Source organism: Streptomyces sp. NPDC040432 (genome assembly GCF_055595445.1).
In genome coordinates this window covers 60,848-87,415 of sequence record NZ_JBVIVP010000009.1, presented here as the reverse complement: position 1 = coordinate 87,415, position 26,568 = coordinate 60,848, and the positions used below count along the sequence as shown (strand labels likewise).

Here is a 26,568-nt window from a genome sequence, read left to right as displayed (position 1 = left end):
CGCTGCCGTCTGGATGGGCGCAGGTGCCCTGGCGGCCGCCCTCATCGGCACGCTCGCCACCCGCCGCATCCTCCAGCAGCGCCGCCGACGGCCTGGCCGCCGCATCCCCATGCCCACCGGCAGCGCCGCCGCCACCGAACAGGGCCTGCGCTCCGCCCAGCACCCCACCGGATTCGACCTGCTCGACACCGCCCTGCGCACCCTCGCTCTCAACCTCGCCTCGGCCGAACGTGAACTGCCGGTGGTCACCGCCGTCGTCCTGCACGAGCAAAAGGTCGAACTGCACCTCGACCAGGACACCACACCGATGAGCCCCTTCTCGGGCACCGCCGGCCGGACCGACCTGTGGACATGCCCGGCCTCCAACCCCGACCTTGCCGACACCGACGCCCTCCAAGGCGCAGACGCGCCCTACCCGGCGCTGGTCTCACTGGGCTGGGACGGCGCCGGCCACCTGGTCCTCGTCGACCTGGAGCACGTCGGTGTGCTGCACTTGGGTGGCGACGCCGACCAAGCCCGCCACGTCCTGCAAGCCATCGCGGTCGAACTCGCGAGCACCCCGCTGCCCGGCCACCTGGAGATCACCGCCCTGGCCGACACGGCCGCCGGCCTCGACCAGGCATCCCCCGAACGCGTCGCCCGCACCGACACCCTCACCGAAGCGGTCGCCGAACTCACCAGCCATACCGCAGGCGAGAACGCGGACCTGGACCCGGCAGAGGGCTGGACCCTGCACTGCTCAGGACCTGACGAGACCATCGTCCTGCCCGGCTCCGCCCTGCCCATCAAGCTCCAAGGCCTGACCGACCCACACTTCGCCGACGCGATCGTACTGCTCATTCTGTCGAACGAGGAGTACGCCAACCGTTTCGGGGCGGCGGATGGCGGGAGCGTCCCGGTCTGCCGATCCGCGCACACGCGCCACGTCCGAACGTCGTGACCTGCAGCGGTTTCCAGCCTGGCACGACATCGATGGGGCCGTCATGGAAGGGCCCTCAGGGTTGAGGTGTTGGCCGGTCGGTGTCAGAGATCGTTCATGGTGGCGTCCCGCCCCCGCTTGTCCGGGGGCGGGACTTCTGCGTCGCGAACTGCCGCGAGCTGAAAGGCCGTTTGGTCGGCGGGATGGCGAGCCTCGACCGGTCGGGTCGGTGTGGTCCTGGCCTGCGCGGAGTGTCCCAGGGGCGGTGTACAGGCATGTCGGGGTTCCCCTCGGTGCCCGGGCGGCTCGTACGAGCGGCCCGGGCGTCGCCGGGCGCACGGCGTCATGGCGTCAAGGTCTCTGTCCGGCCGGGCGGTGGGTTCCAGGTCGGCGTGGTGCGCGATCAGGCGGGTGAACTCGTGCGGCCCCTCGGCGGGTGACGGAAGGGTATGCCGTCGCCCATCGACGGGGGCCACGATGATGCCGCCTGCCCCCGGCCGGGCCGTGAAACCGGGCCGGCTTCCGAAGGTGGGCCCGACGCGCACCCGCTTTCACGCAATGTGTTCCCTCGTTACGGAGAGTGCCTGAGGGGGTAAGGGTGAGGTTCCCGATACTGGAGGAAGATCATGTCCGAATCTGCACGGCAGACGGTGGGGCCCGAGGTCACCTTGTTCAGCGGTTCCGGCCACACGGGTGACAGCTGTGTTCTGCCGCTGGATGGTTCCACCTACTCCTTGAAGGCGACGGGCCTGGCGAAGATCGCTTCGGTCAGGGTCGATCGGCCCGCCCACGAGAGAGCGAAGACCATCGTTCGTCTCTACTGCGAGGTCCCCACCGGGCATGAGGACTTCGCGGCGGGTAACGGAGCCACCTTCCAGGACTTCACCGCCGACACCGTCGACACCGGCAAGTGGGCCCGCGCGAAGTGCGTCAAGGGCTACGCCGATGACGGGAGGGAACGGGCGAACGCCGGCTTCTCCAATCCCCTGGGTGATCGGACCATCCTCGACACCTTTGACACCCTTGACACCCTCGACACCGTCGCCGACCGCGAAGCCATGCCCGAGTTCAGTCAGCCGGCCACGGGCGCCGGCAGCTCCGGCTGACCGCCGACAGCGCAGCACACGCAGCACACGCAGCACACGCAGCACACCAATGGCTCTTCGCTTCGTCGCCCGGGCAGCCGGTGCGGAGATCGACCCCGACGGCTACTTCGTCGAGGCGGGCCTTGTGACCGCAGGTCAGGGAACCGCGTACGGCTATGTGCGGGAAGTGTCCCCGACCGGCAGCGTCCTGCGCGTCTCCATGGACCCCTCGTCGATGGCTGCCCTGGGCCTCCAGGACGCGGAGATCGAGGCGACGCTCGAAGCGCCGGCCGAGGACGTCGCCCGATCCTGTGAGGGGGCGGGCCCGAGGCCTGCGGTCGGTGCCGTCAGGGGTTGATCTTGCCGAAGAGGTGGTTGGCGGGGGCGTCGGGGTCGTTGCCGTAGAAGAATTCCGCGACGGCCCGCTGGAATTCGGTACGGTCCAGGGCGCCGGAGCCGTCCCGGTCGAGGGCGGTGAAGACCTCGGCGCAGTCGTCGCCGGGCACGCCGGAGATCGAATCGAACATGAGCTGGAACTCGTCCTGTTCGATCTTGCCGTTCCCGTTGAGGTCGACGAGGTCGAAGAAGCAGTCGGTGACGGGTCCGATCTGGTGGGGGAACTGGGCCGGGTCGGTCAGGGCCCGCTTGAACCCTGCGGTCATCTCGTGGAGGTCGACACGGCCGTCCCCGTCCTGGTCGAGGGGAGCGATGACGTTGGTCCAGAAATCGTCCATGCCCTGGGTGAGGCGGCGGGCGGTGGTGGAGTCGGGGGCGGTGTTGCGGGCGGAGATGTAGCGCTCGCTCATCATGCGGACGTCCTGCTGGGTGATGAACCCGTCGCCGTCGACGTCGGCTCCCTTGAACCACTGGCGATACTTGAGCCTTTGAAGTGCGGTCATGAACACGCAGCGTATTCATTGCCTTGCCCCGGCTTCGCGTGCGTGTGGGAGGGACGCCCGGCAGCGGCGGCGGCTGCCGGGCGCCTCACCGTCGCGGCATGGGCTTTCCCTCGGGTGGGCCGTACGCGGTCGTGTCAGTGTTCGAGGTGTGGCGGTGTGAACGCCAGGACGCCGGGCACGGCCTCCGCATAGGGTTCGACGTCGACGAGGGCGCTGTGGGCGCTCGGTCCCTGGGACAGGCGGGAGCACGGCCGGTCGGCCGTCAGGACGTTCGGGTTGCCGTGTCGGTCCAGGGTGCCGCTCAGACCGGCCGCCACCGGGTCCCACCACGCCCCGGTGGACAGCTGGATGACGCCCGGCATGACCGAGTCCGACAGGATCGCCCCGGCCAGACAACCGCCGCGGTCGTTGTGGACGCGCACGATCATGCCGTCCTCGATGCCGCGCGCGGCCGCGTCCGCGGGGTTGATCGTCACCGGCTCACGGCCAAAGATCTTCGAGTCCAGGCTGTGGCCGCCGTTGTCGTACTGGCTGTGCAGACGAGAGGCCGGCTGATTGGAGATCAGATGCAGTGGGAACCGCCGCGAGAGGCCGGCCCCCAGCCACTCCACCGGCTCGAACCAGCGAGGATGCCCGGCACAATCGTCGTAGCCGAACGAATCGATCTCCTCGCAGAAGATTTCGATCCGCCCCGACGGCGTGCTCAGGGGAAACCGTTGCGGATCCGTACGCAGCGCCTCGAAGCTCCCCGCGACCGGCCCGCTGATCGCGGGCAGCTCGACTCCCGAGCCCCGCCAGAACTCCTCGAACCCCGGCAGACGGGCACCTTCGTCGCCCAGCCCGGACCTCGTCTCCTCGTAGAGGTGGCGGAGCCATTCGAGCTCGGAGCGGCCTTGCGTGAACTCCTTGCCGTATCCGAGCCGGTCCGCGAGGGCGGCGAAGATGTCGTGATCCGTACGCCCCTCGCCCTCCGGCTCACGGACCTTCGGCATCGGCACGAGATGGGGGTCGCAGAACCCGGCGGCGAAGTCGTTGCGCTCCAGGCCCGTGGCGGCGGGAAGGACGATGTCCGCGAACTTGGCGGTCGTGTTCCACCACGCCTCGTGGACCACCACGGTGTCGGGGGCCTGCCAGGCCCGGGCCAGCCGGTGCAGGTCCTGGTGATGGTGGAAGGGATTCCCGCCGCACCAGTAGACCAGGCGCAGCTCGGGAAGGGTCAGGCGCCGGCCGTCGTAGTCGATGATCCGGCCCGGGTGCAGCAGCGTGTCCGCGATCCTGGCGACCGGAATGAAATCCGGCACCCGGTTGGCGACCGGAGGGATCGACGCCACCGGCGGGCGGCCCCTGGCCACTCCGGTCGCATCCATCGTCGCGTAGCCGGCGCCCCAGCCGCAGCCGGACCGGCCCATCGACCCCGACATGGCGGCCAGGACCACCGACATCCAGATCGGCTGCTCGCCGTGGTCCGCACGCTGTATCGCATAGTTGACCATGATCAGAGAACGCTGCGAGGTCAGGCGCCGGGCCAGGTCGGTGAGCGTCTCACGGCTGATGCCGGTGATCCCGGCCGCCCACGCGGCGTCCTTGACGACACCGTCGAGATCGCCGGTCAGGTAGGCGGCGAAGCGGTCGAACCCGACACAGCACCGGCGCAGGAAGTCCGCATCGTGCCAGCCGTTGACCAGCATCGTGTGCGCGATACCGAGCATCGCCGCGGTATCGGTGTTGGGGACCACGGGCAGCCACTCGGCGTCGAGGAACCCGGCGGTGTCGCTGCGGATCGGGCTCACGTTGACGAACCGCACCCCCGCCCGCCGGCACCGACGCTGCAACTCCTGCGTCTGATGCCGGGCCAGCCCGCCGGGATTGATCTGGCTGTTCTTCAACGCGAGACCGCCGAACGCCACCACCAACTCGCAGTGTTCGGCAATCTCCTCCCACATCGGCATCCGCGCCTGATAGCTCCACGGATGCCCGCCGATCACATGGGGGAGAATCACCTCCAGCGCCGCCGTGCTGTACGTGTTGCGGGAATCGCTGTATCCCCCGCCCAATGCCAGAAACCGGTGCAGCTGGTTCTGCGCGTTGTGGAACGCGCCCGCACTCGCCCACCCGTACGAACCGCCGAACACCGCACTGTCCCCGTGCCGCGCCCGCACCCGCTGCAGCTCATCGCCCACCAGGCCGATCGCCTCGTCCCAGCCGACCTCCACGAACACGTCCGAGCCCCTGGCCGTGGCCCCTGTGCGCGGCGCACCCTCCAGCCAGCCCTTGCGCACCGCCGGGCGCAGCACGCGGGCACTGTCGTCGGCCGCCCGCACCATTCCCGGCCCGATCGGTGACGGTGCGGGATCATCCTCCCGCGGCTCGATCCGTACCAGCCGCCCGGAATCGACCACTGCGTTGAAGCTGCCCCAGTGCGTCGCGATCGGCATCCGTCGTTCCACCACGTGCACCACTCCGTCTCCGATAAGTCCCCAGCGCCGGAAGGCCGTTGCTCACGTCACGAAGGGATGTTCCGTGCCCACCGGCGCACCGCAGGACGAACCTCCCCCCGCGCACTCGGGCCCAACCCGCCTCGGCCTTCTCCGCGCGCCGGACAGCGTCAGCCCACGGCGCGCACCCGCGTGGCTGGGGACCGCCGCAGCTCCGGAATGCCCGGCAGGGGCACAGGACAGCCATGGTCGGCGCGACCGGCCCTCTTGCTCTCCATCGCTCGAACCGGAACCCCGCGAGAGGCTTGGCGGGAGGTCGGGGTCCTGCTGCCGCTCCCGCCGTCAAGTGGGTTGGGGCCAGGTCGTAGGGTTCCCGCATCACCGGGAGAAGGGGCATGACATGGGGCGGTCCGAAGACGTCGACGTACGCAGACCGGGGCGAGGGCTGCGTCGTGCGGCCGTCTCGACGCTCGTCGTGGGCATGGTCGGTCTCTGTTTCGGGTTCGTGCATTCCTTCTTCGCGCACTCGTACACCTTCACCAACCGGATGGGTGACGATTCCATGGCCCCGGCCTACCCGCAGGGCGAGGTCTTCTACGCGGAAACCGTCAGGGGGGATGAGGTGCGGCACGGGGACGTCGTCGGTTTCGACGTGACGGTCGAGCAGCCCGGCGGGGGATGGGCGATCGGCAGGGTGGTCGCGCTGGCAGGGGACACGCTGGCCTACCGGGGCGGTGACGGCAATCTGACGCTGAACGGGAAGGCCCTCGTCGAACCGCACGTGGATCACTCGGTCGTGAGTGGGGGCTCGGCCGACTTCGAGGTGACGGTCCCCGAAGGGCGACTGATCGTTCTGGGGGACAGCCGCCGCACTCCGGTCAGTGACCAGTTCGAAGCCGAAGAGGGAACGCCATCGACCGCCGAGACCGGAACGTTCCCCCTCTCGGCGGTGCAGTACCGCGTCGTTGGCGCGGAGGGGGACCCCACAATGGTCAGGGCGGCGGGCGAGGCCGCCCTCATCGGTGGTCCGGCCCTGATCATCGTGAGCGGGGTCCTGGCCTGCGCCTCGCGCGTCGTTCGCAGACGGGCCGAGCGCGCGATCGTCCACCCCTGGAGCTGACCCGACGAAATTCCCCACGCCTTGGACGAGCTCGCCCTCAACCGATCAAGCGCTTTCGCGGAGGGTGGTCAGTAGGGCGGGCATGCCGCCGTCCCGCACAGCGGCGAGGAACTCGCCCTGTTGCGCGCCGGTCATCGACACGGTTTCGACCGCGATGTCGATGACCTTCCACGGCGGGCCGGGCACGACATCGAACACGACCTTGACCGGATGGCCGTCTGCTCCGGACACCCGCGTGACCACCCTCTCCTCCTGTGCGTACAGGGCGACGCTGTCGAGGATCTCGACCGGGCCGGCGAGATCCCTCGCCAACACCTGCAACTGCCGCGCCGTGTAGCAGGCGTAGGCTGCGACGTACTCCTCCAGGTCCGCCTTGTTCAGGCTGCGACTCGCCGCGCCCAGGGCGGCCCGGGCAGCCCTGGGCATGTCGTAGTGATCGGCAAGGATCTTGCCGCCGTTCTCCTCCCCGGCGGCGGCGATCCTGGACAGCAGTTCCTCGACATGGCCCTGAGCGGTCGTCATGAGCCGACCGTACCGACCCGGCGGAGCAGAGGCGGGCAACCCGGAGGCACCGACGCCGCGCGCCGCACCATCAGCCCACCCCGCAACACCCCTGACCGGGCGGCGCCGGCCCGCGACAGAAGCGGGGCGCCTTCCGGCAGCCCACGCACCCCGGCACCCCTGGGCCCCGGCTCACACACCGAACCGGTCACTCTGCCGTCGACACCGCCAAGCAGCGGCCGGCCACTGCCACGATCGATCCCCCGGCCGTCCTTGGAGAGGTGGGCGGGCAGCATCCGACCGTGACGCGATCCTGCCCGCAACACTCCCACCGTTTGACGTTTCCCCAGGTCAAGCGCGCCTTGCTGAAGTACTCAGGCGAAGGAGAACCAGTTGACGTTGACGAAGTCGGCGGGCTGGCCGCTGTCGAAGGTCAGGTAGACGTCGTGGGTTCCCGTGGTACGGCCGATGTCGGCGGGGACGGTCCGCCAGGCCTGCCATCCGCCGGTGTTGGCGACGGCGAAGCCGCCGATCGGGGTCGCCGTGGGGCTGTCGAGGCGTACCTGGACCAGGCCGCTGACTCCGCCGGCCGCCCCGGAAGCGACGCGGGCGTCGAAGCGGGTGGCGCCGGTGGAGCCGAAGGCGACGGCCGTGAACTTGAGCCAGTCGCCGTTGGCCAGATGGCCGACGGCGGATCCGCCCCCACCGTCGGAGCAGGCTTCGACCCGTGCTCCGGCTTGGGCGCTGAACGACTCGGCCTGGATGGTGGTGAAGGCGCTGCCCCCGCCGCCCGGGGCGGTAGCGGTCGACGTCGGGGTCGGAGTGCCGCCGCCGGCCACACCGCCGACCGTGATGGTCCAGCGGCCGGGGCTGCCGGACTGCACCTTGCCCTCGAAGTCGACGCCGGCCGGATGCACGTCGTCGTACGGAAAGGCGTACCCGAGGTGGTCGGGGGTCGTGGCGTGCAGGATGCGTGCGTAGTGGTTCGTGCGCGGCCGGGTGTAGAAGGCGGCGGGATTTTCGGCGGTCGGCTGGTGCGGGTTGTCGAGCAGAGTGGTGCGGTTGAAGGCGGCGGCGAGCCGCGCGCTGAGATTGCCCATCAGGTCGTTGCCCGTGGTGAACGGCGCGTCGCTGCAGGAGAAGATCGAAAGGGTGGACGGCTTGGCGAAGCTGCCGACTCCGGGGAAGGCGAGGACGTCGCCGTTCACCCGGCCGGTGACGGTTCCCCAGGTGAACTGGGTGTCGATGCGAAGGTCCGTGGAGCGGTACTTGTTCCACACTTCGTCGACGTAGCCGTCGAAGTAGCCGCGGAACAAGGTGTTGTTGCCGCGGATCGCCAGGTTGGGGCTGAGCACGCGCAGGTCGCGTCCACCCGAGGTGACGATCAGTCGGCTCCAGTCGCCGCCGTCGGCAACGGACTGGGCCCGCAGCGCGGCGGCGACACGGGACAGCCCGTCGGCGGGCAGCCCGCGCACGTTCTGGACGCCCTGACCGGTCTCCAGTCGGAAGGCGATCGGCAGCGACACCATGTCGACGAAGGTGATGTTGGCGTACAACTGGTCGCTGTTGAAGGTGAATTCGCAGAAGTCGTGGGGGACGTTCGCGTTGGGGTCGGTGGGGTTGCTCACCGACGGCAGAGCCAAACCACCGCCGCGGTTCACCAGGAAGGTGAGCTTCGTGCCGACGGAGAAGTAGATGCGGCCGCTGTCCAGACGCGGCAACGTAACCCTCCGTGCTCCGGCGCCGGACGCCTGGAGCGGGATGGCACAGTCGACCCCGAGCGGGGTCTGGTCGTTGGCCGGAGCCGGCGGGTGGTACAGGCTGGAGCCGTTGGCCTGGATGAAGGCCCAGGTGCCGCCCGCCGCGGGGTCACGGCCGAGGACATAGGCGTACACCGTGTCGTTGCCGGTGGTGTTCACCAGGTCCAGGGGGAGCGTCGGGGTGGTGGACGCGCTGGCGCTCATTTCGAGCCAGGCCGCCGCGGCGGGCACGGCCAGCGCCAGGCCCGCCGTCACGGCGAGGAGTTTTCTACGGGGCATGGTTCGTTGGTGGCGAGCCGTCACGGTGGAGTCCGTTCTTCGTGAGGTCGGGTGGAGGAGCAGAGCAGTCGGATGCTGGGGCGGGGGCCAGGGGAGGGCGGGGGCCGGTGGGTCAGCCGACCGTCCACTTCTGGTTGGCGGCGCCGGTGCAGGTCCAGGTCTGCAACCGGGTGCCGTCGGCGGAGGAGTTGCCCTTGGCATCCAGGCACTTGCCCGCACCGCTGTTGATGAGTTCACGGTTGGCGGTGTACGTCCACCTCTGGGCGTTGGTGCCGTTGCAGGTGTAGAGCTGGACGGCGGTGCCGTCGGCGGGGGAGCCGCCCGCGACGTCCAGGCACTTGCCGAGGGCGCGGACGGTGCCGTCACCGCCGATGGTCCACCGCTGCGCCGGGCCGCCGGTGCAGTCATGCAGCTGGATGGGGGTGCGATCGGTGTCGGAGCCGCCGGCGACATCGACGCACATGCCGCCGATGCCACGGATCTGGCGCGTGGCGGGGGCGCCTGCGGAGGAGACGCGGACGTAGTCGACGGTCATCGTCTGCGGGAAGGACGTGGAGGCGTCCGGGGTGCCGGGCCAGTCCCCACCGACCGCCAGGTTGAGGATGACGAAGAACGGGTGGTCGAAGACCCACTTGTTGCCGCCGGTGTCGGCCGGCGTGAGGGTCTTGTAGGTGGTGCCGTCCACCGACCAGACGAGTGCGTTCGGGCTCCAGTCGACGGCGAACACGTGAAAGTCGTCGGCGAAGGCGCGGCCGTCGGGCAGGTTGTACGCGGCGCCGAGGCCGCCTGCTCCGGAGTACCCGGGGCCGTGGACCGTACCGTGCACGGTGTTGGGCTCGCGGCCGATGTTCTCCATGATGTCGATCTCGCCGCTGTTGGGCCAGCCCACGCTTCCGAGGTCGTTGCCCAGCATCCAGAAGGCGGGCCACATGCCCTGGCCGCGCGGGACCTTGATGCGGGCCTCGAAGCGTCCGTAGGCCCGGGTGAAGGTTGTGGCGGTGTTCAGCCGGGCCGAGGTGTACTGGCACTGCCCGTACCAGCAGCCGAGGCCGGCGTCGGTGTTCTTCCGCGCGGTGATGACGAGGTTGCCCCGTCCGTCGAGCGCGGCGTTCGAGGCGCTGTTGGTGTAGTACTGCAGCTCGTGGTTGCCGAAGCCTGAACCACCCGTCTCCAGGGTCCACTTGGCGGTGTCAGGAGCGCGGCCGGCCGCGCCCTCGAATTCGTCCGACCAGGTCTGCGTGACCATTGCGGCACTGGCGTGCGGGGTGACCGAACGGGTGAGGGACATGAGTACCGTCGCGACCAGAACAGCGGTCACGAGGAGCACCACTCCGCCGAGCGAGTGGCGACGTGCGCGATGAGCGGCGGCCATGGGCGTGGCTCCTTGTCTGGGTTGGGGGAGGAGGGGGCCGGGCCGGGCGAACCGTGAAGAGTGACAAGAGGGGGGCGAGAGCGCTCTCAGGTGTGACGCAACGTCACCCGGTGCGGCGAGTATCACGGAGAGGTAACTGTCATGGCAACATCAGTGCTTACCGGCCGCATGCCTCTGAACTGCGGTTTTCTCTCGCGGCCTTCGGCTTAACGTCCCCTTAAGGCTGGCTTGATGTAGAGCGGCGCGCATCGGAGCCTCACGCGGCGTGGTCGCCGGGCTGGCTCCCGTCGCGGTGACTCGCGGGCGTCCGGACGGCGTGCTCCCCGCCATGAACCCGGCTCCGGCTCCGGCCCCGGCCCCGGCCGACGGTTCTTCGTCGATGCGGGGGAGTTCGGCGGCGCACAGGCCGTCGATCGGTGCGCCGGGGTTGGCCCGCGACACCGGACACCTCGATGAGCGGTGCGGCCGGCTCCGCGACGGAAGCCGGCCGGGCAGGTCCTTCCAGGTGCTCGCGCCCGGAAGGACCTGATGGGGTGCCGACCCCAGGCGCGTGCAGGGTCGGCCGGTTTCCGGTATTCGGTGTCAGGTGGTGTGAAGCGTCAGGCCGTAGCGGCCGAGGATCTCGTTGATCGGCTGGAACCACGTCTGGCCGCCGGACGAGCAGTTGCCCCAACCGCCGGAGGTGACGCCCTGTGCCTGGTCTCCGCTGAGGAACGAGCCGCCGGAGTCTCCTCCCTCCGCGCAGACGCTGGTCTTCGTCATCTGGTGGACGGCGCCCTGGCTGTAGTTGACGGTCTCGTTCTTGGCGAGGACGGTGCCGCAGTGCCAGCGCGTCGTGGATCCCGACCGGCAGATCGAGGCGCCCATGGGTGCCTCGGCGGAGCCGCGTACCAACTGGTCCGGGATCGTGCCCCAGCCGAGCACCACCGGTACGGTCCACCAGCCGCTGTGGATGCCGACGTACGCGTAGTCGTTGCCGGGGAACGAGGATCCCTGGAAGGTGCCCATCGCGGATCCGTCCCAGCCGCGCACGGCGGCACCCGTCTGCCCGCAGTGGCCGGCCGTCACGAAGCCGCCGTACACCGAGAAACCAATCGAACAGCGGACGTTGCCGGTGTAGTACGGGTCGCCGCCGACGGTACCCGCGGCGTAGGTACGGGGCGCCTGCGCCGTCTCGGCGACCGTGACGGGGCCGCCGGCCCGGGCCCGGTCGAGGAACGCCCGTACGTCGGGGGCCTCCCGCTCGGTACGTACGACCGTGACGACGACGCTGTTGGTGCGCGGGTCGACGTGCCAGCCGGCTACTCCGGTGGGGGCGCGGAGGGTGTCCAGTCGCGCTTTGGCGTCGTCCAGTGCGGTGGCGCTGTTCCGGACGAGGCGGGTGTCTGCGCCCAGTGCCCGCACCTCGGACTCCTTCGCCCGTTCGGTCACCGCGACGACGAGTCGGCCGGTGGACGGCTCGTACCACGAGCCGCCGTACGCGCCTCCCGCGGTCCGTCGTGCGGCCTTTTCCGTGGCAGCGGCGGCCCGTTCCTGGCTCAGTCGTTCCTCGGTCTGGAAGGCGGTGAGCCCGAGGTCCCGGCGCATCGCGTCGAGCAGGCCGGCCGAGGCGGACGTCGTGGCGGCGGTCGGTGCCTCGACGGACTCCGGCAGCGGGACCGCGCCCGCCACGCCGGCGTGCGCGGTGCTGAGGCTCACGGACAGGAGCAGGGCGGCGACGGCGGCGCGTAAGGGGATGGCGTGTTTCACGGGACCTCCTATGCGGGGATCGAACGCTTGAGAGCGCTCTCACAGAATGTCGGGAATCACGCTAGCCGAGCTGTCCTGTCAGGTCCATATCAAGTTCCGTTTCCGTCGCGGCCGGGACCCGCGAGACCGCGCGGCCACCGAGGACCACCCCCGGCGCCCTGGGCGACGCGGGAGCAGCCACGAGGGGAAGCGCCCGGTTTCGGCGGGGAATCGCCTGGCCGGAGCGCGGCGGAGAGATCATCATGGGGGAATGTCCGAGCCCCAACCCACTGTGGCGCCCACTGTGGTGCGACTTCCGCAATACACGAAGGCGGACCAGGAAGAGATCCTTGGCCGGAACGAGGATCCCTTCGGTGTCGCCTCGACCGGCCTGACCTGGCTGCCGAAAGAAGAACACTTCGGCATCCGACACGAGGGCCGGCTCGTTGCACACGCCGGCCTGCGGCGACTGCCTGTCGCGATCGGCGACGCCGAGATGGAAGTGGTGGGCGTCGGCGGCGTGGCCGTGGCACCCGGCATGCAAGGTCGGGGCCTGGCTCGGCTGGTCGTTGCCACCGCCCTGGAACACGCGCGCACGATGGGCCCGCAGCACGCACTCCTGTTCTGCCGCCCTCCCTTGGTGTCGCTCTACGAGCGCCTCGGATGGCACCCGCTCGGCGGCGATGTACTCGTCGAACAACCCGAAGGACGCCTGGTGACGATGCCGCTGCGGACCATGGTGACGCCCCTGCGCGACAACGCCCGTTGGCCCGCCGGGCCAGTACGGCTGCTCTCGCTCCCCATGTGAAGGAAGCGGCCACCGCAGCAGAACAGGACCTGCCATTTTGGTCTGGACCATTGCTTGCGGGGATCCCCGCCGGTACCGTTCCTGACGGCTGCGCAGCCGGTACGAGTCGTACGGCACCACCGTCACGCACTGCATCACATTGCATCGTTCATTCAGGAGGACATGCCATGTACCGTCGCGTCGCAGCCGCGCTTGCTTCCACGATCGCCGCTGGAGCACTCGCTTTGGGGGCCACGGGTACCGCTCAGGCCGCGGGGCCCGGCTTCTACGCCCGCAGCCACCATTCCTCGTACGCGGAATGCCAGGCCGCGGGTATCGCCGGCCGTCCGATCTGGGGCGCGTTGTACCTCTGCGAGCCCTTCAGCACCAGCCGCCCGGACGTCTATGTCCTCTGGGTCCGCTTCTGACCCGCCGGCCTCTCCGCCGGACCCGCGATGGCGGGGGGCCCGAAACCCCCGAGCGCCCGAAACCCCCAAGCCCCTGGTTCCCAGCGGGACACACGGGGTGGCCGGCATGACGGATGGGACGCCCCGACCGGCCGTTTGCCGGTCCATCGCCTGAGGTTGTCGGCGTGACCGGGCAGGGGCCGGGCAGCGGGGTAGCGGGATTCCGTGGACCGCCGATGGATTCCTCATGCCGTTCGTCAAGCCGCAGGGCACGCACGAGGTGGCAGGCCGGTGATTGTCAGAGGTGCCCGGTACGGTCCGTTCATCGGACTGGGGAGGTCTCATGGCGACCAAGTGGAGCTTGACGATCGACTGCGCGTACCCGGCCAAGCTGGCCGCGTTCTGGGCACTGGCATTGGGCTATGCGGAGAAGCCGGCGCCCGCAGGGTTCGGGAGCTGGGAGGAGTGGTTCTCGCACCATGGCGTTCCGGAGGACGAGTGGGATGACGGGGCGTATCTCTCGGATCCGGACGGCGTGGGCCCCACCTTGTCCTTCTTGAAGGTGCCGGAGCCGAAGTCGGTGAAGAACCGGTTGCACCTCGACGTGCAAGTCGGTGGCGGCCGCGAAACACCGTGGGAGATCCGCTGGCCGCGTGTGGTCGAGGCGGTCGAGCGGTTGACCACGGCGGGTGCGACTGTGGTCCGCGAGGAGGAGTTGCAGGGCAGGCCGGATCACGTGGTGATGGCAGACCCTGAAGGTAACGAGTTCTGCCTGGTCTGACCCAACGTGCCGGATCGACCGCACGGCGCGGAACGTGTCGCGTCGGTTCCTGCGCGGCAGCCCTTGCCGGCGGGGCCGGCTCGTGGCACCGGCCGTCACGCAGGAGGGCCCGTGGGACGTTGACCCGATGTCGAGCGGCGGAGGACCTTACGGTTCCTTTGTTGGTGAGGTCCAGGGCCCGTTCCAGGCCCGGGAAGATTCCGGAAACTTGGCCCGGCGTCGGTGGATGATGCGGGTCCGGTCGGCGACGAGATCCATGCGGCGACCGGTGAGGACCTTGAGATCGATGACGGTTTCGTCGCCGGCGCGTAAGGGGTTCGGGTCACGCCTGATACGGACCTGGTCGGCGATGACCGCGGCGTCCTTGGCGTCGGTCCTGCCCTCGCCCCGGTAGCTCTCGGAGGCGCGGTGGATGGCCCGGCCGGAGATGTGGTTCACCGGCTGGTCGTGGTTGAGGAGGATGCCGATGGCCGGGGCGGCTCCGCCGTCGGCCAGGTCGATTCGCCAGGTCACCTGATCGCCCAGGGCCAGGACGTCGTTGAGGCGTTCGAGGAGTTCGGGCTCGACGACCTCGCTGTCGATTCCCACGGAGCGATCATTCGCAATTCCTCATTGGCAGCCGAGTCGTCGTGGTGCGTCGGGCGGCCAATCGATCGAAGGCACAAGCGGCAGAACTCTGAAAGCTCACCCGACGCCCCTGGGTTGGCCAACCGTACGAAGGGCTCGCCCGGTCCCGCGAACAAACGTAGGGAACTTTGAGGACCGCGGAACGGGCCGGGCGTCAGCCGGCTCATCGTGTCGTCGTGCTCGGGTCAGTTCGTCCTGCGGACCGGGGGCGGGTGCCAGCGTCCGTCGAGTGCCTCGGGCCGGGGCGCGTACAGCCGCATGGTGATCCCGAGCGGTCCGGGTGGAGCAGGGAGCCAGTTCGCCTCCCGGTCCGGGCCCGGATTGTGCGGGGAGATGAAGATGTCGAGGGATCCGTCGGTGTTGTGGACCAGTGGGTCCCGGTCGCCGAGGGCGAAGCGGTCGAGTTCGTTGGCCGCCTGGAAGCCTTCGGCGTCGTACATGGTGATGGACCAGAACGCGTCGGCGGGTGGCAGCGCGTCGGCGGCGAAGTGGAGGAGGTAGCTGTTCTCCCCGGTCATGGGGTCGCCGTCGGCGTCGGTGATCAGGACGGGGTAGACGGCGTCCTCGGGCGGGTTCGCGCCGAGACCTCCTGCGGCGAGGGCGGCGCGTTTGAGGTAACTGTTGCCGTACACGCCCATGCTGTCGATGGAGGTGCGCCAGCCGTTCACGGCGGTGCCGAAGGAGGCCAGGGCGCCGCGGATCGCGTCGAAGGCGGCGCTCGTACCGGCTTGGAGTTCCGCGATGCCGGTGGCGTCGAAGCGTCCGGGTTCGAAGCCGCGGCCCGGGACGATGCCCAGCCTGGCGATGCGGGTCAGGACGGAGAAGTCCGTCGCATGGGGCGGGTTGACGGCCAAGGCCCGTGCGGCGTGGGTGAAGAACGCGACGGCATCGAGGCCGTTGACCAGGGTGAGCGCGTTGGTCCGGATGTCCACGTCGGGTGACGGCGCGTGCTCGGTGGGGGTCAGCGGGGTGAGCGCGTAGCCGTCCTGGATCTCGTGGACGGCCTCGTAGTCGGTCGTTCCGTTGGTCTGGGTCCGCCCGATGATCCACACGTACGGAGTCGGCGCGCGCAGCACCACTGCCCCGCCCCGGCCCTCGCCCTCGTAACCGGGGCCGACGATGAGGTAGTCCTGTTCACCGGCGCCGGTGGTGTGCTGACCGATGGTGGCGAACACGTCGGTCCACATGTCCAACAGCGGCAGCATGTAGTAGCGGTCCGCAGGGCCGGAGACGTGCAGCGCCACCGGTCCGGCGGTCAGATCGAGCCAGGCGGTGGAGTACAGGGTGTCGAAGTTGGGCCGTACCACCGCGCGGAAATCTGCCCTGGGGAACGCGCGCGCGTGATGGAACCGGTTCGGTGGTCCGTAGCCCGGTCTGACGTCCGCAGGCGGAGCGGTCGACTGCCGACGCGTGACGTCCATCATGACCAGCGGGTACAGGTACACGTACGCCTCGCGGGCCAGGGACTGCAGATCGGCAGGCAACTCGTTCACACCCGCACCTCACCATCACTCGCGGCTCACGATGAACATTCCCGTTCTTCCTACACCGCTCGTCACGCCTACCGCCGCCAACGCCGCCGGGGGGCTACGGGTGATGGGTGACTACACTCCGTACGGGTTAGCGCGGCGACCAGGATGTCCTGGCGACCGGTGATCCTCCACAGCGCATTGCTCGCGTCGACGACCTGATCCGGCCCGGCCGACGCGTCACGTCACGTGCCGTCGCGTCACGTCACGTGGCGTCGCGTCGCCCGGAGCGTGCTGCTGGGCCGGGGGTCCCGGTCGGGTCCCGGTCCGTCACGATCCGCTCCACCTCGTTCGACTCTCCCCATCACGTGCTGTCGGCAGCCACGCATTCGATGGCGGATCCCCTCAACAGCGTTGCCATGAAGTGGAGTTGGGCGCCTGCGGTCTTCACGGTCCGCTCCTTTCCGGGTACGCTCCGTGCGTCACAGGGGGCCGAGGGGCCCGGATCCGGGGGGATGCGTCGTGATCGAGCAGGCGTACGTTCAGGCCGGCGACAAGCCCGAGCCGTCGCTCAAGGACATCAGGGACCGGATCGCGACGAAGGTGGCCGCGACGGAGGGCAGCACCGGCCTCAAGCGCCTCGCGTGCTGGCTCCAGATGCCGGTCGATTCCACGTTCAAGAACATGATGGACTCCGACTGCAAGGTGCGAGCCAAGTCGGTCGGCACGCTGCTGAGCCCTGCGGAGGGCGGGCTCTTCACGCCCGCCGACCTCGGGTCGGTGATCAGCGCCCCGGCCGCGTGGGCCGGCATCGACAAGGCCCTCAAGGCGGGCCGTGCCGTGTATGTCAACGGTCCGGCCGATCACGTGGGCGGGGCGGAGAGTCATTTCACCACCGGATTTCACGTGATCGTCTTCCTGGCAGTCGGGAAGGAAGACGACGGGACCGTCTACTACTTGGGCCTGGACCCGGACGTCAGCGCCACGACGAAGTCCCGGGAGGCGTGGAAGGCGCTGGTCGCGGGTGAGCCCGAGACGAAGCCGGAGGAGTTCACGGCGGCGAAGAGCCTGGGGGTCATCAAGGCGATGATTCTCGGCGAGGGGGACACGGGCTTCGGCCCGCTGGTCCGCAAGTACTACGTCGACACCACCGCGAAGTTTCCCAGGATCAAACGCTTCCTCGGCTGAACGCAACCGGCGCCCGTCGGACACGACCTGACGGCAGCAGGCCAGGCCGATACCCGCGTGGGCATCGCGCTCCACGGCCTCGGCCTGCCACACCTGGATCAGGACCGTTCGCTCGACACCCTGTCCGGCGGAGAACGAGCCCGCTTGGCACTGGCCGCCACGCTCGCGTCCCAACCGGAACTTCTACTCCTGGACGAACCGACCAACGACCTGGACGACCAAGCGATCGCCGGTGACGCGCCGGTTTCTCAGCGGTCCAGGAGCTCGTGGATGGGCGTCCAATCCAGGTGGTCCTCCTCGGAGCCGGACGGGAGGAGGACGTAGGTGATCTGCAGCCATTCGGTCAACTGCTGCAGATCGAGGCTGAGAAGGGCGTGCTCCGGTGCGGGTCCCAGGCGCAGCCACAGTCGGCTGTCGACGGGGTCGGGCCAGCCGATGACATCGCTGTTGCCGGTGAGTGTGCGGGTGGCGCCGGCCAACAGGTCGCGTCCCAGGATCCAGGAGACGTCGTTGCCCTGGGGACAGTGGAAGACGGCGCGGACGCACAGGGGGTCGCTGCGCCGGTAGGTGAAGGTCACCGGGACAGTCCGCGCCTCAGCCTCGTGGGGGAGGTACTGGCGGGCGACGGTGGACCAGCAGGCATCGCGGCGGGCCGAGCCCGAGCGAGAAGGGGCGTCCACAGGATCCAATCTTGGAAAACGGCGGGGTGGGCGACGCTCCTCGTATGCCCCCGCAAAGCGCTTCGACGCTCTGCGGCTGTGCGCCGACCGGGTGAAACCCGGACGTGCGCAGCCGCGCTGGGTGGGCAACGCCCACCGTGACCGCGAGCGGTTCGGGCCGACCGCATCCGCGCCGACCAGGCTCGACGCCCCACCGGCCGGACCGCCCGGAAGCGGGCGACGGCCTCCGCCGGCGCTTCGAGAGTCGCCTCGGTTCCGGCTCGCGGGTCGACCCACACCGCCCGGCACACAGGGACCGACACCGCCACCGGAAGGCCCGTGTCCCACACCGCCCCTGAGCGAGGGCTATGGAGCCGGGTGGACGCACTCGCTGCTGGGGAGAGGTGCCAAAGCGCTGACGCGGGGGAAAAGGCGGCGCGTCCTGCGTTCGGTCGTGGTGTTGTGCCACGCGAACTGAGGATGGCGGAATCGCAGGTGGGAGAGGGCGCGACTGTGGAAATACGGCCTGTGTGAATGGTAGGGGTCGTCAAGGTCCACAGCAGTGATGACGCCTACACCGCAATCGACGCAGGCCCGGTAGTGAATCTGCCCCACGACCCTGCGGACCTGAACCAGCAGCAGGCAATCGACAACGCCCGAGCCACCCGCGGAGCCCGGGATCCGAGCCGACAAGATCTCGATGTCACGATGGGCGCGAATCCTGCGCCGCAGCCGTGTGCCGACACCCGCGCGCCGTCTGCGCCCGGCCGCTGGTGACGACACCACGACCGCGTGAGCGAGACGCACGAAGGGGATCCGGAGACGAGCGTGGACGACGGACATGACGCTCACGTGCCCACCCGAACGTCCCGAACACCGACCGTGACCACTTCGATACCAAACCTGGCCGCAGGGTCGGCCTTCCGCCCTCCGCGGCGGAGAACCGGCCGCTGCTGCCACCGACGAGACCCCGCCGCGCCGCCTCGAAACGCATCGCGACCATCAGGCGCAGGGGCACACGGTGGGTGAACAGCGAGCTGAATTTCCTGCTGTGAGCGCTGACCGAGGCGTGGGCGCGGTCGTGCCCACCGTTCCCGCCGACAGCGGCGATCGTGCGGTGGCGGATTGACCCCCCTGCCGGTCGGACTTCACCCGTTCGGTGGAGCGCAGAATGGGCGTGCATGCCGCTTCCGGGCCGTTCGGCGACCGCCCGGGTCGGTTTCCGACGCCCCGGCAACGGCACCCGCGGAGGCGAGCGACTCCTGCTCCTCTCGCGCGGGCCATGCAACTGCGAGGGTGTGGCAGTCGCGGATTGCGGGGTCCGGTGGGCTGTGTCAGCGTGGTGTGCCGGAAGCTCGGGGATGTCAGGGGCGGGGACGACCCGAGGAATCCCGAACGAGGGGAAACCCCATGAGGCACGTTCCGCGTACTTTCGTGAGCGCGGCCGCAGCGCTGCTCCTGTCCGCCGGCGCGGCTGCTCCCGCCTTCGCGGTCGATCCGAGCCCCAACTCCAGTGAAGCGGCTGTGCAGTTGTGCACCGACCTGAACAAGCTCCGTTCCGACGCGACGGCGTTGTCCGGTCTGGATCCGGCCTCGGCGACGAAGGACCAGGTCAAGGACGCGTACGACGACGTCAAGGAAGGCTGGGACACGGTCGGGAAGTCCACGGCCACCTGGGAAGCGGCCCAGAAGGACGCCGTGAAGTCCGCGGCGGACGGTCTGAAGAAGACCTGGGACGACCTGCCGGACAACACCACCGGCACCGAGGCCGCCACCAAGCTGAAGCCGCAGGCCGAGATGCTGAACACCGCGGTGCAGTCCGCCCGGACCGGCCTGCAGTGCCCGGGCTGACGACCACACTCGCAACCCCCACGATGCTCATCGCGGCACGCGCTTCACGCTGCGCGCGCATCCAAAGGCGGCCGGCGGCCCGATCGTAGGCCCGGCCGACCGAGGGCCGCCTCCCGGAGCCGGGAGGCGGCCCTCAGGGCTGCACGGCCTCGCTCCGGCCGTCGGCCCACCCCGACCGATGTGTTTCACCGCTCCGCCGGGGTGGCGTCCCTCTCTCCCGCCGGGGGAGGCTTGCCGTCCTGTACGGGGGCGGACCGGCCGCGGCATTCAGTACCGAGCGGCCTTCCGGCGCCGGGCTTTCTACCGCTTCGGCCGGTGACGACGTACGGTCGGGCAAGGCAATCCTGATGAAGGGGGTCGGTGATGGAGTCACCCACGGTGGAAGTGCGGTTCGAGTCGGACGGCGCGTGCAGGGTGGTGTGCTCGGGCGAGTTCGACCTGGACTCGGTCGGCCTGCTCGCGGACGCCTGCGACCGCGAGGCCGCGGGCGCCGAGCTCCTGGTCGTCGACGTCGCCGAGCTGGCATTCGCGGACTCCGCGTTCCTCGGCGTCCTGGTGCGTCTGCGCCACGCCCGTCCGCTGGTGCTTGCCGGCCCGCTGCCGAGTCAGCTGCGGCGGCTGCTGGATATGACGGGTGTGCTGCCCCTGTTCGAAATCCGCGAGGGGACCGGGACTCGCTGAACTTCGGCTGAGGCGCCACCTCGGCAACCCCCGCGTGATCCGCATCGGCGGCTGGTCCCGACTGTCGACCTGCGACTGGCCGGGACGCCTCGTCACCACCGTCTTCTGCCAGGGCTGCCCCTGACGCTGCGGCTACTGCCACAACCCCGAACTGCTCGACGCCCAGGCGCCGCCGAAGATCACCTGGCCCACCGTGACCGACCACCTGGCCCGCCGCCGCGGTCTCCTCGACGGCATCGTGCTCTCCGGCGGCGAACCCCTGCTCCAAGCACGCATCGCCGACGCGGCCCGCGCAGCCCGGGACATGGGCTTCGCCGTGGGCCTGCACACCGGTGGCGCCTACCCCCGCCGCTTCGAGGAACTGCTGTCCGCGGGGCTCCTCGATTGGGTGGGCTTCGACGTCAAGGCCCACCCGGACACCTACGCAAGGATCACGGGCGCACGCAACGCGTACTCACCCGCGGGACGCAGCCTACGGCTCCTGCTCGACTCAGGTGTGCAGTACCAGCTGCGCACGACCGTCGATCCCGCTCTGATGGACCTCGGCGACATCATCGCCCTGCGGACTTGGCTGGACAGCCAGGGGCTGAGTCGACACGTGTGGCAGGAAGCACGCCGTGCATAGCCTCGCCTCTCAACACCCACTTGGCCGCCGCCTTACCCTCACACCACCGACCCCGCCCTGAAAACCTCAGCAGAAACGGTGGGCGGTCGAACGAACCCACGGCCGGCACACGCTCCACCGGCGCCTCCTGGACCGCGTCTACGAAGCCTTGCCCACTGCTCCGAAGCCCTGCCCACTGCTCCGAAGCCTGGGCCAACCTCGCCGAAGACCGCTCCGCCGTCCCGGGAACACCCGGACGAGTGATCACCGGGACCGGGTTTGTTCGCTGGTGGGCGACCTGGCACGAATGGAAGTTCCGGTTCCTGGAATCCGGGCTGACCACGGCGAGCTCGGGGTCGAGCGGTGTGGGTCAGTGCCGTTCGAAGGCCAGGTCCCGAGGCTGCACATGCTCGCGGGGGCCCGCCGCCCGCAGGACCACGTCCAGCACCCGTGCCGGGTCGGCGGCGTAGGCGTGCGAGAACCACGCCATGTTGGCCTCCACCACGGCCCAGCGGTGGCCCGGGCGGTACGGGTCGAGCAACTGCCCGACGTCGACGACGACGGCGCTCGGCAACGTGTGGCCGACCTCGGCGACCAGGCGGTCGGTGAACTCCGTGATCTCCGCTGCGACCACCCGTTCCGCCAGTTCCGTACCGAGCGGACGGGGGTCGAGCCGGCCGAAGACCGCGTACCGGCTCGCCGCAGCGATCCGGCCGTCCAACAGGAACAGCCGGTACTCCGCGGCGAAGGTCACCACCTCGGACAGCAGCACCGGCAGTGCCGGGTCCAGGTCGGACGGCAGCCGCGAACCATCGGTGTGGACGGCGGGGGGAAAGGACTTGTCACGGGGAGGTTTGACGAACGTCGGCCGGTCGAGCGCCCACGCGTCCGCCACTGTCGCAGCCCGAATCCGGCGGCCGATGAACTCCTCCGGCAGCTCGGCGAGCCAGTTGTCCGTGGGCTCCAGCAGTGCGAACGCGAGCCGGCCCGCCAGCCCGGCACCCGCGACCGGCCCGCCGTACCAGTACGCCGGGCCCGCCAGGTCGGGCTCCTCAGCAGCCCTGACCGACATCCCACGGCCCGCCGCCTCCACGGCCAACAATTCCATCGTCGACGTCCGCCGCCCGGGCATGACCAGCACCGCGATCCCCTCCCACTCCCAAAGGGCACCACGCTAGCCCCGCCGCGTCCGCCACCGCAGCTGAGATTCCCCGCGACACAGCCGGGGCTGGTGCCCACCGGGTGACGGCCTGGCCGCTCACCGAGCCGGCCGCCGCTTGCGGCGCAGGCGTGCGGCGCGGCGCCCACCGGGCTGGAGCAGGCCCGCCAGGCCGCCGAGCACCCGACCCTGGCCTACCCCGGACGCCCGTGGGTCGGCGCCCGGTTCGAGGCCACGTGGGGGCGCCGTGACGTCCTCCCCCCGATCAGCCGGAAGCCGTTCCCCGGGCTCCGTCGCGGCGCCTGCGCGCCTTCGGCTCCACCTCGCCGATCACGGCTGTGGATGCGGATCCGGGCAGCGAACCCGGCAGACGCGGGCGCCAGTTGGGTTCAGGGGGTGGCGAAGTGGGGCTATATTGAACGCGTTCATACTGAACTTGTTCAATTGGATCACCCGCACCTGCGGGGAGCATCATGCGAGGAGCTGCGCCATCATGACCGAAGTGACGACCGCAACCGGATCAGCGCCGGCGGGCCGCCTGAAACGCGTCCTGCGACGGCCCGTGACGATCTGGAGCGTCGTCGGTGTTGTGGTCCTGGGTGTTCTCGGCGCCGGTGTGTGGTTCGTCCACGGCGCTGTTCAACTCGCCAAGGGGACCATGCGCGTTCCCTGCGGCGATGCCACGCGGTTCGCCGCTGCCCAGCCGCTGCCCGCCTCCGCGCGCAACGCCGAATGTCTGCACGGTCAGTGGCTGGGCATCCAGTACGGAGCCGAGTTCCGCATCCCGCGCGCGGACTTCGACGCCTGGCTCCGGGCCTCCTACCCCACAGCGCCGCCGCTCCGCCCCTGCACCCCTGTGGCCGACCTGTGCGCGGATATCGACATGCCCGCCGACGACACGCCGCCGGATTCCAAGGGCATCGTCAGACGGCACATCGCGGATGCCACCTCGATCAACGCCTGGCCCCTGGAGGATGGGACCCTCCGGGTGGAAATGAGCACTTGGACCGTCTGACGCACCGCCATCGGCGGTGGCCCCGGGACGACGCGGCTCCGGGGTGGTCGGCCGCGGGCTGCCCCGGCATCCAGCGGCAGCAGCGGCGCGCCCTGCGGGGCCTCGTGCTGGTGCTCCGCAGGCGTCGATACCCAGCACCACAGGAGAGCCCACGGCACCTCTTTCGCACCGCATCAGCATTTGCCACCCGGGTCCGATAGGGCAGCTGCCGAAGCCGTCGACAGGACGGAGCCTCCCACCGGGCATCGATGCCGTAACGACGTCGGAGTCAGGTCCGCGAGGTCCAGCGCAGCGGTACGGCAGTCGCCGATGAGCCAGGGACGGCTGCCCGCAGCGTGTCGAGGGGGTGCGTGCGTCGCGTCGCGCCGCTCGTTCGGTGCGATGGGTGAGCAGGTCCTGGAGGAGATCGTCGGCACCGGCCTGCACAGCCCGCCGTTCCGCCCCGGCGGCGGTTCCCGGGGTGTGAGGTCGACCGATTGGTTGAGGCGCTTTGGGGGATACCGGGGCGGGCGGAATGCGGTGAGTGTGGTCCACGAAGCCACGTACGAGGAGTGAACCCGCTGCCACACCCGTCGGAATCCACTGCCGGTGCACCCACCGGTCCGACACCCTCCGCTGTTGGCCGGTCACCGACCGGGGCACCGGCCCGTTGCCGCGCGTACGCCGCGGACCGGGCCGCGCCACCTCCCACCCAGGCCTGCAGGAGCAGCCATGACATCCACGCATCCCGAGCACCTCGACGTCCTCATCGTCGGCGCCGGCATCTCCGGAATCGGGGCCGGTCGATACATCAAGACGGAACTGCCCACGAAGAGCTTCGGGATCCTGGAGGCCAGGGGCGCGCCCGGCGGTACCTGGGACCTGTTCCGGTACCCCGGCGTCCGTTCGGACTCCGACCTGCACACCTTCGCCTACGCGTTCAAGCCCTGGCGCGACAAGGAAGCCATCGCTTCCGCGCCGCGGATCCTGGCCTACCTGCGCGAGACGGTGACCGAGAACGGGCTCGACGCCACGATCCGCTACCACCACAAGGTTATCCGCGCGGCATGGTCCTCGGCGGACGCCCGGTGGACCGTCGACGCCGTGCGTACGGACACCGGCGAGCCGGTGCGGCTGACGGCGGGCTGGCTGTTCTGCGCCGGCGGCTACTACCGGTACGACGAGGGCTTCACTCCGCGCTTCGAGGAGCAGGAACGGTTCACCGGCCCGATCGTGCACCCGCAGAAGTGGCCGGAGGACCTCGACCACGCGGGTAAGCGCGTGGTCGTCATCGGCAGCGGCGCCACCGCGATCACCTTGGTACCCGCCATGGCCGCCACCGCCGAGCACGTGACCATGCTCCAGCGGACGCCGACCTACGTCCTCCCGTACCCGAAGCGGGACAAGGTGGCCAACGCCCTCAGGGCAGTCCTCGGGGACGAGCGCGGCGCCGCCCTCGCCCGGCGCAAGAATGTCGTCCGACAGCGCAGGGTCTGGCGGTTCTGCAAGCAGCACCCCAAGGCGGCCCGCCGGATCATCCACCGGGCCAACGCCAAGCGACTGCCCGAGGGCTACCCCGTCGACAAGCACTTCAGCCCGCCGTACAACCCGTGGGAGCAGCGACTCTGCGTCGCCCCGGACGGTGACCTGTTCACCGCCATCAGCGCGGGCAAGGCCTCCGTCGTCACCGACCGGATCGCCGCGTTCACCGAGCACGGCGTGCGACTGGAATCCGGGCGGACGCTGCCGGCCGACATCATCGTCACCGCCACCGGCCTGAACCTGCAGCCCTTCGGGGGCATCAGCCTCACCGTCGACGGCGAGCCGGTGTCCCTGCCGGACACGGTCTCCTACAAGGGCATGATGCTGTCGGGCGTGCCCAACTTCGCCTACGTCATGGGCTACCTCAACTCGTCGTGGACCCTCAAGGTCGGCCTGCTCTGCGAGCACTTCTGCCGCCTGCTGGCCCACATGGACACCCACGGCCACACCGTCTGCCGACCCCGTACACCTGACCCGGCCATGCCCACCCGGCCGCTCCTCGACTTCGCCGCCGGCTACATCCAGCGCGCCGTGCTCCGTCTGCCCCGCCAGGGCACCACCGCCCCCTGGGTGACCCCCATGGAGTACGCCGCCGACGTCGAGCTCCTGCGCCATGGCGGCGTGGCCGACCCGGCCCTGGTCTTCTCCGGCCCCGGTGGATCCCGCCGGGAGCCGGCATCCATCACACCCCAGGACGCGTCCGACGCGTCCGAGGACCGCTTCGTGGACCTGCCGGACGGGCCCCGGATCTGCTACAGGATCGACGGACCCGGCGCCGGGACCCCGCTGGTGCTCATCGCCGGTCTGGGACTGGACCTCACCTCCTGGCCCCGGACTATGGTCGACGCCTTCATCGCGAACGGCTTCCGGGTGATCCGGTTCGACAACCGGGACGTCGGCCGGTCCAGCCGGATCGCGACACCGCCCCCGACCAAACTCCAGCTGCTGCGTGCCCGGCCGCGGCCGGACTCCTACCGCATCGCCGACATGGCGGCCGACACCCTCGGGCTGCTCGACCACCTCGGCATCGAGCGTGCGAACCTGTTCGGCATGTCGATGGGCGGGATGATCGCGCAGACCGTCGCCGCCCAGCATCCCGACCGGGTCGCCACCCTCACGTCGCTCTTCTCGACCACCGGACAGAGGGGAGTCGGGCAGACCGCCCTGTCGACGACGCTGATGCGGCTGAGGAGCCGGCCGCCGCGCACCCGCGAAGAGGCCGTCGACAGCCACCTCGCCCTGATGCGCCACATCGGCTCGACCGTCTTCCCGCCCGACGAGGCCGTGGAACGGGCCTGGGCCGCCGGCAAGTGGGACCGCGGCGACGGCGCCATGGCCGTCGTCGGTACCGCCCGCCAGTTGAGCGCCATCCAGGCGTCCGGCGACCGTACCGCACAGGTGCGCCGGGTCACCGCGCCGACCCTGGTCGTCCACGGGGACGCCGACCTCGTCGTCCACTGCAGCGGTGGCCGCGCGACGGCGGCGGCGATAAGCGGTGCGCGCCACACGGAGATCCCCGGCATGGGCCACCACATCGCCCCCGGGGTCGTCGACCGCCTCGTCGCCCTCACCACCGACCTCGTCCGCACCAACGGACCGGCGGTCGGCACTTCCCCGGACGGGTCCTCGAAGGCGACTGCGAAGGCGTCTGGGAAGGCAGAGCCGGAGACGTACACCGCCGGGGTGAGTCGCATACCGTGACCTCCTGGGGGGCCCTGATC

At 70.0% G+C, this 26,568-nt stretch carries 21 protein-coding genes and 3 pseudogenes; 14 read left to right on the top strand and 10 right to left on the bottom strand.

Features of this window, described 5'->3' with window-relative positions; genetic code table 11:
* Nucleotides 1–13: 13 nt before the first annotated feature.
* The 3 genes from ACZ58N_RS20410 (at nucleotide 14) to ACZ58N_RS20400 (ending at nucleotide 2,362) form a co-directional block, all read left to right on the top strand.
* A complete protein-coding gene (locus ACZ58N_RS20410; protein WP_471161647.1) occupies nucleotides 14–940 on the top strand; it encodes a hypothetical protein in 927 nt (308 codons plus the stop codon).
* A 605-nt stretch (nucleotides 941–1,545) separates the two neighbouring features.
* A complete protein-coding gene (locus tag ACZ58N_RS20405) occupies nucleotides 1,546–2,025 on the top strand; it encodes a hypothetical protein (protein WP_471161644.1) in 480 nt (159 codons plus the stop codon).
* A gap of 49 nt (nucleotides 2,026–2,074) precedes the next feature.
* Entirely contained in the window at nucleotides 2,075–2,362 is a 288-nt protein-coding gene (locus ACZ58N_RS20400; protein ID WP_471161641.1) for a hypothetical protein, read from the top strand.
* Here ACZ58N_RS20400 and ACZ58N_RS20395 read toward each other — a convergent pair.
* Nucleotides 2,352–2,903 (bottom strand): EF-hand domain-containing protein, encoded by a 552-nt coding sequence (locus ACZ58N_RS20395; RefSeq protein ID WP_471161638.1) that lies wholly within the window; start codon nucleotides 2,901–2,903, stop codon nucleotides 2,352–2,354. The two genes, ACZ58N_RS20400 and ACZ58N_RS20395, sit on opposite strands and share 11 nt — an antisense overlap.
* Nucleotides 2,904–3,037: 134 nt before the next feature.
* The gene (locus tag ACZ58N_RS20390) at nucleotides 3,038–5,338 is read right to left on the bottom strand and encodes a molybdopterin-dependent oxidoreductase (RefSeq protein ID WP_471161635.1); all 2,301 of its coding nucleotides are present in this window, start codon (nucleotides 5,336–5,338) and stop codon (nucleotides 3,038–3,040) included.
* 400 nt (nucleotides 5,339–5,738) lie between these two features.
* Here ACZ58N_RS20390 and lepB point away from each other — a divergent pair, with 400 nt between their 5' ends.
* On the top strand, nucleotides 5,739–6,458 hold the full coding sequence (gene lepB / locus ACZ58N_RS20385; RefSeq protein WP_471161632.1) for a signal peptidase I: 720 nt from the start codon (nucleotides 5,739–5,741) through the stop codon (nucleotides 6,456–6,458).
* 45 nt (nucleotides 6,459–6,503) lie between these two features.
* Here the strand turns inward: lepB and ACZ58N_RS20380 are convergent, their stop codons facing one another.
* The 4 genes from ACZ58N_RS20380 to ACZ58N_RS20365 form a co-directional block, all read right to left on the bottom strand.
* Nucleotides 6,504–6,980: an ABC transporter substrate-binding protein gene (locus tag ACZ58N_RS20380; protein ID WP_471161630.1), complete on the bottom strand. Its 477-nt coding sequence runs from the start codon at nucleotides 6,978–6,980 to the stop codon at nucleotides 6,504–6,506.
* Nucleotides 6,981–7,333: 353 nt separating this feature from the next.
* The gene (locus tag ACZ58N_RS20375; RefSeq protein WP_471161627.1) at nucleotides 7,334–8,998 is read right to left on the bottom strand and encodes a glycoside hydrolase family 64 protein; all 1,665 of its coding nucleotides are present in this window, start codon (nucleotides 8,996–8,998) and stop codon (nucleotides 7,334–7,336) included.
* Nucleotides 8,999–9,110: 112 nt separating this feature from the next.
* The gene (locus ACZ58N_RS20370) at nucleotides 9,111–10,370 is read right to left on the bottom strand and encodes a ricin-type beta-trefoil lectin domain protein (RefSeq protein ID WP_471161624.1); all 1,260 of its coding nucleotides are present in this window, start codon (nucleotides 10,368–10,370) and stop codon (nucleotides 9,111–9,113) included.
* A gap of 582 nt (nucleotides 10,371–10,952) precedes the next feature.
* Nucleotides 10,953–12,119 (bottom strand): S1 family peptidase, encoded by a 1,167-nt coding sequence (locus ACZ58N_RS20365; protein ID WP_471161621.1) that lies wholly within the window; start codon nucleotides 12,117–12,119, stop codon nucleotides 10,953–10,955.
* Nucleotides 12,120–12,369: 250 nt separating this feature from the next.
* On the opposite strand from ACZ58N_RS20365, the gene ACZ58N_RS20360 reads away from it, so the two are divergent.
* The 3 genes from ACZ58N_RS20360 to ACZ58N_RS20350 all read left to right on the top strand — a co-directional run bounded on the left by ACZ58N_RS20360 (nucleotide 12,370) and on the right by ACZ58N_RS20350 (nucleotide 14,073).
* A complete protein-coding gene (locus tag ACZ58N_RS20360; protein WP_471161618.1) occupies nucleotides 12,370–12,906 on the top strand; it encodes a GNAT family N-acetyltransferase in 537 nt (178 codons plus the stop codon).
* 167 nt (nucleotides 12,907–13,073) lie between these two features.
* The gene (locus ACZ58N_RS20355) at nucleotides 13,074–13,313 is read left to right on the top strand and encodes a hypothetical protein (protein ID WP_471161615.1); all 240 of its coding nucleotides are present in this window, start codon (nucleotides 13,074–13,076) and stop codon (nucleotides 13,311–13,313) included.
* A 322-nt stretch (nucleotides 13,314–13,635) separates the two neighbouring features.
* A complete protein-coding gene (locus tag ACZ58N_RS20350) occupies nucleotides 13,636–14,073 on the top strand; it encodes a VOC family protein (protein ID WP_471161612.1) in 438 nt (145 codons plus the stop codon).
* A 154-nt stretch (nucleotides 14,074–14,227) separates the two neighbouring features.
* Here the strand turns inward: ACZ58N_RS20350 and ACZ58N_RS20345 are convergent.
* Together ACZ58N_RS20345 and ACZ58N_RS20340 are read right to left on the bottom strand one after the other, a co-directional pair.
* A pseudogene (locus ACZ58N_RS20345) lies at nucleotides 14,228–14,637 on the bottom strand (IS110 family transposase); the annotation flags it as partial.
* Between the two features lie 248 nt (nucleotides 14,638–14,885).
* A complete protein-coding gene (locus tag ACZ58N_RS20340; RefSeq protein WP_471161609.1) occupies nucleotides 14,886–16,193 on the bottom strand; it encodes a DUF1254 domain-containing protein in 1,308 nt (435 codons plus the stop codon).
* Nucleotides 16,194–16,691: 498 nt separating this feature from the next.
* On the opposite strand from ACZ58N_RS20340, the gene ACZ58N_RS20335 reads away from it, so the two are divergent.
* Together ACZ58N_RS20335 and ACZ58N_RS20330 are read left to right on the top strand one after the other, a co-directional pair.
* Nucleotides 16,692–17,357 (top strand): hypothetical protein, encoded by a 666-nt coding sequence (locus ACZ58N_RS20335; RefSeq protein WP_471161606.1) that lies wholly within the window; start codon nucleotides 16,692–16,694, stop codon nucleotides 17,355–17,357.
* A gap of 42 nt (nucleotides 17,358–17,399) precedes the next feature.
* Nucleotides 17,400–17,585: pseudogene (locus ACZ58N_RS20330) on the top strand (ATP-binding cassette domain-containing protein); the annotation flags it as partial.
* 20 nt (nucleotides 17,586–17,605) lie between these two features.
* Here the strand turns inward: ACZ58N_RS20330 and ACZ58N_RS20325 are convergent.
* Nucleotides 17,606–18,037 carry an SsgA family sporulation/cell division regulator gene (locus ACZ58N_RS20325; RefSeq protein ID WP_471161603.1) on the bottom strand — a complete coding sequence of 144 codons (432 nt, stop codon included), beginning with the start codon at nucleotides 18,035–18,037 and terminating at the stop codon, nucleotides 17,606–17,608.
* Between the two features lie 1,389 nt (nucleotides 18,038–19,426).
* Between ACZ58N_RS20325 and ACZ58N_RS20320 the strand changes: the two genes are divergently transcribed.
* From ACZ58N_RS20320 to ACZ58N_RS20310, 3 genes and pseudogenes are all read left to right on the top strand, one after another.
* Nucleotides 19,427–19,867, top strand: coding sequence for a hypothetical protein (locus tag ACZ58N_RS20320; protein WP_471161600.1), 441 nt, complete (start codon nucleotides 19,427–19,429; stop codon nucleotides 19,865–19,867).
* Between the two features lie 363 nt (nucleotides 19,868–20,230).
* A complete protein-coding gene (locus ACZ58N_RS20315; RefSeq protein ID WP_471161598.1) occupies nucleotides 20,231–20,548 on the top strand; it encodes an STAS domain-containing protein in 318 nt (105 codons plus the stop codon).
* A 136-nt stretch (nucleotides 20,549–20,684) separates the two neighbouring features.
* A pseudogene (locus tag ACZ58N_RS20310) lies at nucleotides 20,685–21,173 on the top strand (anaerobic ribonucleoside-triphosphate reductase activating protein); the annotation flags it as partial.
* A gap of 349 nt (nucleotides 21,174–21,522) precedes the next feature.
* Here the strand turns inward: ACZ58N_RS20310 and ACZ58N_RS20305 are convergent.
* Nucleotides 21,523–22,260, bottom strand: a complete 738-nt coding sequence (locus tag ACZ58N_RS20305) for an ATP-grasp domain-containing protein (protein WP_471162032.1) — start codon at nucleotides 22,258–22,260, stop codon at nucleotides 21,523–21,525.
* Between the two features lie 544 nt (nucleotides 22,261–22,804).
* On the opposite strand from ACZ58N_RS20305, the gene ACZ58N_RS20300 reads away from it, so the two are divergent.
* Both ACZ58N_RS20300 and ACZ58N_RS20295 read left to right on the top strand, forming a co-directional pair.
* Nucleotides 22,805–23,326 carry a hypothetical protein gene (locus ACZ58N_RS20300; RefSeq protein WP_471161596.1) on the top strand — a complete coding sequence of 174 codons (522 nt, stop codon included), beginning with the start codon at nucleotides 22,805–22,807 and terminating at the stop codon, nucleotides 23,324–23,326.
* Between the two features lie 711 nt (nucleotides 23,327–24,037).
* A complete protein-coding gene (locus tag ACZ58N_RS20295) occupies nucleotides 24,038–26,548 on the top strand; it encodes an alpha/beta fold hydrolase (RefSeq protein ID WP_471161593.1) in 2,511 nt (836 codons plus the stop codon).
* Nucleotides 26,549–26,568 lie beyond the last annotated feature (20 nt).

Bases quoted from the DNA above. Each gene is read 5' to 3' on its own strand.
- ACZ58N_RS20410 (WP_471161647.1), top strand. From the start codon at position 14: ATGGGCGCAGGTGCCCTGGCGGCCGCCCTCATCGGCACGCTCGCCACC.
- ACZ58N_RS20405 (WP_471161644.1), top strand. From the start codon at position 1,546: ATGTCCGAATCTGCACGGCAGACGGTGGGGCCCGAGGTCACCTTGTTC.
- ACZ58N_RS20400 (WP_471161641.1), top strand. From the start codon at position 2,075: ATGGCTCTTCGCTTCGTCGCCCGGGCAGCCGGTGCGGAGATCGACCCC.
- ACZ58N_RS20395 (WP_471161638.1), bottom strand. From the start codon at position 2,903: ATGACCGCACTTCAAAGGCTCAAGTATCGCCAGTGGTTCAAGGGAGCC.
- ACZ58N_RS20390 (WP_471161635.1), bottom strand. From the start codon at position 5,338: ATGCCGATCGCGACGCACTGGGGCAGCTTCAACGCAGTGGTCGATTCC.
- lepB (WP_471161632.1), top strand. From the start codon at position 5,739: ATGGGGCGGTCCGAAGACGTCGACGTACGCAGACCGGGGCGAGGGCTG.
- ACZ58N_RS20380 (WP_471161630.1), bottom strand. From the start codon at position 6,980: ATGACGACCGCTCAGGGCCATGTCGAGGAACTGCTGTCCAGGATCGCC.
- ACZ58N_RS20375 (WP_471161627.1), bottom strand. From the start codon at position 8,998: ATGCCCCGTAGAAAACTCCTCGCCGTGACGGCGGGCCTGGCGCTGGCC.
- ACZ58N_RS20370 (WP_471161624.1), bottom strand. From the start codon at position 10,370: ATGGCCGCCGCTCATCGCGCACGTCGCCACTCGCTCGGCGGAGTGGTG.
- ACZ58N_RS20360 (WP_471161618.1), top strand. From the start codon at position 12,370: ATGTCCGAGCCCCAACCCACTGTGGCGCCCACTGTGGTGCGACTTCCG.
- ACZ58N_RS20355 (WP_471161615.1), top strand. From the start codon at position 13,074: ATGTACCGTCGCGTCGCAGCCGCGCTTGCTTCCACGATCGCCGCTGGA.
- ACZ58N_RS20350 (WP_471161612.1), top strand. From the start codon at position 13,636: ATGGCGACCAAGTGGAGCTTGACGATCGACTGCGCGTACCCGGCCAAG.
- ACZ58N_RS20320 (WP_471161600.1), top strand. From the start codon at position 19,427: ATGAGGCACGTTCCGCGTACTTTCGTGAGCGCGGCCGCAGCGCTGCTC.
- ACZ58N_RS20315 (WP_471161598.1), top strand. From the start codon at position 20,231: ATGGAGTCACCCACGGTGGAAGTGCGGTTCGAGTCGGACGGCGCGTGC.
- ACZ58N_RS20305 (WP_471162032.1), bottom strand. From the start codon at position 22,260: ATGGAATTGTTGGCCGTGGAGGCGGCGGGCCGTGGGATGTCGGTCAGG.
- ACZ58N_RS20300 (WP_471161596.1), top strand. From the start codon at position 22,805: ATGACCGAAGTGACGACCGCAACCGGATCAGCGCCGGCGGGCCGCCTG.
- ACZ58N_RS20295 (WP_471161593.1), top strand. From the start codon at position 24,038: ATGACATCCACGCATCCCGAGCACCTCGACGTCCTCATCGTCGGCGCC.